This is a genomic window from Sporomusa sp., from assembly GCF_057736855.1.
Genome location: NZ_JBYKYF010000214.1, coordinates 1 through 5,452, shown reverse-complemented (window position 1 = coordinate 5,452; position 5,452 = coordinate 1). Strand labels below are relative to the sequence as shown.

The window sequence follows — 5,452 nt, the reverse complement described above, 5'->3', positions numbered from 1 at the left end:
GGTTTACCGCCATCATCTGTCACTACTTCAATATCTTTAATATCTCCCCCGGCAAATCCGGTACCAAGCGCTTTCGCTACCGATTCTTTCGCGGCAAAGCGCGCAGCAAACGAAGCCGCTTGCTGCATGCCCCGGCTACGGCAATAGGCAGCTTCCTTCGCAGTGAACACCCGCTTTACAAAGGCTTCCCGCTCAATAGCTGATTTAATCCGGGATATCTCAACAATATCTATGCCAATGCCAATAATCATGATAACACCTGCCACAAAACCCAATTCAACTTCAATTATATACCAAAATTCCAAAAAGCCAAATAAAAAGCATACCATGTTATTATATCCAGATTGAATGAGAAAAGACTTGGGCTTGTGCCAAGTCCTTCACGTGACCCACGTACCATGTTATGCCATCCTTAACACCATCTGCACTAGCACCATGTAGGCATCGCGGCAGCACCTTCGTCATGTTATACCACTAGTATGATTTATAACGTCTGATGGACAAAAAATGAGGCCTACTAAAGCCTCATTCACATAGGATTCTCGCTATAGTTTTACTCTATAATCGATAGTTGCGCTGAATAAATACCTCTACCCGCCGGTTGGCCGCTCTGCCTTCACTGGTATTGTTGTCGGCAATGGGGCGGTATTCTCCATAACCAGTGGCACTAAAACGCTCTGGTGCAAGTCCGGGTTCTTCTGCTAAGAGGAATCTCATGAAATTAACCGCCCGTCGAGAACTAAGTTCCCAGTTAGAGGGAAACTCCCGGGTATTTATCGGCACGGTATCAGTATGACCAGACACGGTAACCTTCTGCGTCAACGGTTTCAACAGCTTGGCTATATGAGTAGCAAAACGTCGTGATTCAGGCCGCAATTCTGCACTACCTGAGGGGAATAATGCCGTATCTTTAATACGAATCATCAGACCATCATCGGTTAACGCTGTCGACAGATCGCCACTCAGGCCATTATCAGCAATATATTTATCCAAAGTCTTTTTTAGTTCAATCAACTGGACTGTTTCTTGCATATATGCCTTTTCATTAATGCCGCTCAGTGCCTCCATAACAGTCGGCAAATGCGGCACCGGCGGATTGGGATTCGAGCTTTCAGGCTGAATGTCCCGCGGACTGTCAAGTAACGCCGGACTGCCACTAAAGGCGATATTGAAACTTGCCTTCATTTGTTCAAACTTTTTCTGGTCGACCTGTGCAGCAGCAAATAATACAATGAACAATGCTAATAGTAATGTCAAAATATCAGAATAAGGGACAAGCCATGTCTCGTCGGCATGTTCCTCCTGATGCTCCTTCTTTAACTTTCTGCCCATTACTGATCCTCCGGCTTAGGCTTTAATGTTCCACGGACATTTTGCGGAATAAATACCAATAACTTAGATTCTATTGCCATCGGCGAATCACCGGCCTGTAATGACAATATACCTTCCACCATCATCCGTTTTAGTTCGACCTCTTCTCGTGAAAGTTGTCTTAACTTATTAGAAAATGGATGCCAAAGCACATACCCTGTAAATATACCCAGCAACGTAGCAACAAATGCTGCCGCAATGGACTGGCCTAACACATCAATATCTTCTAAATTACCCAATGCAGCAATCAGACCAATTACCGCTCCCAAAACCCCTAGCGTAGGCGCATACATGCCAGCCTGCGCAAAAACCTGAGCCCCTGCCCGGTGGCGTTCTTCCATCGCTTCGATATCGGCATCAAGTACATCGCGGACAAAATCAACATCCATACCATCAATAACCATACTCATGCCATTTTTCAAAAACGGATCTTTAATATCCTCTAAGCGGCTTTCTAACGCCAAAATACCTTCCCGCCGCGCAATTTGAGACAATTCCACAAACAAAGTAAGCAATTCAGACTTTGGAATAAGCTCCTGTTGTTTGAATAATTTTTTAATTAATGCGGGGAAATTCTTGATTTGTTCCATTGGGAATGCATTAAATATAGCAGCAACTGTACCCACAATAATAATCATAAATGCAGCCGGGTTTATTAATACATTCGGACTAGCACCTTTCAGCGCCATACCAACAAGAACAGCAGTAGCCCCCAAGGCCACACCAATAATTGTAGATTTTTCCAAATAAGAGCCCTCCCTATTACATCTCAGCTAAGTATCACTATTATATATATCGAAGATTTTTATCTGTAATTAAGCAATTCTATAAACATAAAAAAAAGTCCTGCCAAGTAGTGGCAGGTTATCATTAATTATCGTAAACTTCCTGGCAATAGACTTAAACGAAATATTCAATTCTTGCATGCGGAAAAGCAGCAGAAAGTCTGGATTCAATAAATTCTTTTATTTCTTTCATAACCTCTGGCGGATATATATACTTAACATAACCAAACTGTCCATATTTAAGCTTACGCTCACTTTCATCCATGGGCAACGTGGTCTCCGGAAACAAATCTAATATATTGTTCTTGGCTCGTTTGGTAAAACGGTGAGAAATCAGCTCAAACGTTACATCCTTCCTTGCTTCTTCGGGTAATTGGGCATCCAGGGCATCAATTAGTTTGGCATATTCCTCCTGCCAACCTGGAAAGTAAAAAATGGGCGCAATAATAAATCCCAGCGGATACCCGGCCCGCGCTACTTTACCCGCAGCCATCACCCTTTCGGCCATAGATGACGTAACATGTTCATACTTTTCGATAATGTAGGCGGCATTTAAGCTAAAACGAAACCGAGTGTGCCCGTTATGACGGGCGGTAAGTAAAGTATCCACTTGATCATGCTTAGTAACGAACCGAAACCGCCCCAGTTCTTGCCTGCCAAAAAACTCAATCGTCTTAAACAGTATACCTGTCAAATACTCAGTAGGGATGGGATCAGAAGTAGCCGCACCCTCAAACCAGGTAATCTCAGGCGCACGTTCATCAATATATCGCTGAGCCTGGGCAAAAATCTCATCAATATTGACATACACTCTAAGATAAGGCTTTTTTCCAAGCGTAGTTGCCAAATAACAATATTCACACATACTTGGGCAACTCGTATTCAGCGGCAACTGATAATGAGCCGAAGGCTTACAGCCGGCAAAACTTGTACTTTTCCTCACTCCGACCACCAAGGTACGTTTCGCTTCCCGAAACGATTCCTGCGGTGTTTTGCCGGGGATACCTGTGACCCGGTTGTGCGAACCAGTAAATTGTATCGGAACCTTCAAAGCTTGCAGTTTTTCATACAGCTCTTTTCCTAACTCATAGTCAAGTGCCTTAGGTTCAAAAAATGCACGTTTCGGCACAAAAGGTTTCATGACAGCCTATCACCTCAATACTAGTGTAAACCGCTGTCATAATTCTTACGCTATCTTACCCTATTTTTCAGATTCAAAAAGACCGAAATCATACCGTCTTTTCATTACCCTCCATTTTCCAATCATGTCCCTATCCTCGTTCGCGGCCGTTAACAATCGTAAGCGTTAAGAGTAAACAAAAGGCCCCACAAAAAGGGGCCTCATTGTACTTATACAGGCATTGCCAGCAACGTTCTAGCCTTTTCTTGCACCCAGTTCCTTATCCATAAAGAATATACCACCAGGTTTGTCACCAACCATTCTTAGTTGTGCCAAAATATCACTAGCCGCAGCTTCTTCTTCCACTTGTTCCGAAATAAACCATTGGAGAAAAATTTGAGTAGCGAGATCTTTTTCTTCCACAGCTACTTCATACAGTTTATTAATCAAACTGGTAACATGCTCTTCATGTGCCAATACCTTTTCAAACACTTCGACCGGCTTGCCATATTCAGTCGGTGGTGCTTCAATGGCCTGGATTTCAGCCTTACCACCGCGTTCCAGCAAGTAATCCAAGAGTTTTAAGGCATGCTCAGTTTCTTCCTGATATTGCACTCTTAACCAGTTTGCAAAACCTTTCAGGTTTTGCGACGTGCAATACCCGGACATCGCCAAATACATGTTGGCTGAATACATTTCTGCCCGGATGTGATTGTTGATGGCTTTTTGTACTTTTTCACTAATCATTTTTATGTCCCCTTTCAACTGTCTATTAATTTACAATTATTGTTAGTTAGTAACTTATAAACATGTCCTTTACATTATTACTTCTGACCTTGCTTTTGTAAGAGTCTGCTCCAGCTCTTCCCTAGTATGAATTGGCCGCTGGCAGGCAAAGTTCTCACAAATATAAGCAGTAGCCCGGCCACCCACTGCTTCCTGGATAGCCGTTATTGGTATTAGTTCCCGATTTTCCGATTGATATTCCGGATCATTATAGATAACTGTGGCTTCCGGCATAAACGTTGCACCAGCAAGTACCAGCATGGCCTGTACTTCAGGGTCTTCTCGCTCACCAGCAATAACAATATGGCTGGGTGCAGACAAGTAATAATCAAGCGCTAGCAAAAAATATGTATAAGCCCGCGGATACTGCTGCACTTCGTGGCTAAAACAACTAAACATATTTTCAACCATCGAAATATACTCATCATTCTCCGTTAGCCGCGCCAGTTTGAGTAAAGCCAAAGCCGCCGCCGAATTTCCAGAAGGAATAGCGCCATCATAAATTTCTTTAGGTCGCAACAACAACTCCTCACCATCATTACCGGTAAAAAAGAAGCCGCCATTTTCTTTATCCCAGAATAACTCAGTAAGCTCTTTGCTGATCGCCAATGCCTGGCGTAAATATTTCGGATTAAAGGTGGTTTCATAGACCTCCAGCAAGCCCCAGAGCAAAAAAGCATAATCGTCAACATAGCCCAAATACGCCGCCTGACCATCACGGTAGCGGGCCAATAACCGCTTCCCATTCTCGGCAGTCAGTTTGCTGAAGATAAATTCTAACGCCCGTTCAGCAGCCTTCACATAATCTTCCCGCTGTAACACTCTTGCCGCCTTGGCCAATGCGGCAATCATCAGTCCATTCCAGGCTGTCAAAATCTTATCATCCTTAAATGGATGTATCCGTTGCTCGCGAACCTGATAGAGCTGCTTTCTGGCTTCAGCCATCTTAGCCTCAAGCTCATGGATATCCAAATTATGCTTAGCAGCATAGTCATATAAGTCGTGGGAAATCAGATTCAGAATGTTGGTTCCAGCCTCAAAATTACCCTCTGGCGTGACATTATATACATCGGCAAACAATTCCCCAAGTTCTGAACCCAATATTTCTATAATCTCCTGTCGTGACCAAACATAAAACTTGCCCTCTACTCCTTCAGAATCTGCATCTTCGGCTGAATAAAACGCCCCGCCAGGACTAGTCATATCCCGCATCACATACGAAATTATTTCCCTGGCAATACGAGCAAAATCCGGATCATGGGTACACTGGTAGGCTTCCATATAGGCGTAACATAAAAGCGCATTATCATACAGCATTTTTTCAAAATGCGGTACCAGCCATTTGTTGTCGGTAGAATAACGGGCAAACCCGTAACCCAAATGGTCATAA

The 5,452-nt window shown here is 43.5% G+C and carries 6 protein-coding genes; all 6 read right to left on the bottom strand.

The genetic code is table 11. From position 1 onward, the window contains the following. The coding region (gene acpS, locus AC29Z1_RS12905) for a holo-ACP synthase (RefSeq protein WP_488271863.1) at positions 1 to 329 on the bottom strand (329 nt) is incomplete at its 3' end. A 229-nt stretch (positions 330 to 558) separates the two neighbouring features. After that, a complete protein-coding gene (locus AC29Z1_RS12900) occupies positions 559 to 1,332 on the bottom strand; it encodes a flagellar motor protein MotB (protein ID WP_488271862.1) in 774 nt (257 codons plus the stop codon). Then, entirely contained in the window at positions 1,332 to 2,117 is a 786-nt protein-coding gene (motA, locus tag AC29Z1_RS12895; RefSeq protein WP_488271861.1) for a flagellar motor stator protein MotA, read from the bottom strand. Before motA ends, AC29Z1_RS12900 begins: the two co-directional genes overlap by 1 nt. Positions 2,118 to 2,271: 154 nt before the next feature. Beyond that, positions 2,272 to 3,297, bottom strand: coding sequence for a spore photoproduct lyase (gene splB / locus AC29Z1_RS12890; RefSeq protein ID WP_488271860.1), 1,026 nt, complete (start codon positions 3,295 to 3,297; stop codon positions 2,272 to 2,274). 234 nt (positions 3,298 to 3,531) lie between these two features. Next, positions 3,532 to 4,023 (bottom strand): ferritin, encoded by a 492-nt coding sequence (locus tag AC29Z1_RS12885; protein WP_488271859.1) that lies wholly within the window; start codon positions 4,021 to 4,023, stop codon positions 3,532 to 3,534. 69 nt (positions 4,024 to 4,092) lie between these two features. After that, positions 4,093 to 5,452 (bottom strand): thioredoxin domain-containing protein (locus AC29Z1_RS12880; protein WP_488271858.1); only part of this gene is annotated, 1,360 nt, incomplete at its 5' end.

Bases quoted from the DNA above. Each gene is read 5' to 3' on its own strand.
- AC29Z1_RS12900 (WP_488271862.1), bottom strand. From the start codon at position 1,332: ATGGGCAGAAAGTTAAAGAAGGAGCATCAGGAGGAACATGCCGACGAG.
- splB (WP_488271860.1), bottom strand. From the start codon at position 3,297: ATGAAACCTTTTGTGCCGAAACGTGCATTTTTTGAACCTAAGGCACTT.
- AC29Z1_RS12885 (WP_488271859.1), bottom strand. From the start codon at position 4,023: ATGATTAGTGAAAAAGTACAAAAAGCCATCAACAATCACATCCGGGCA.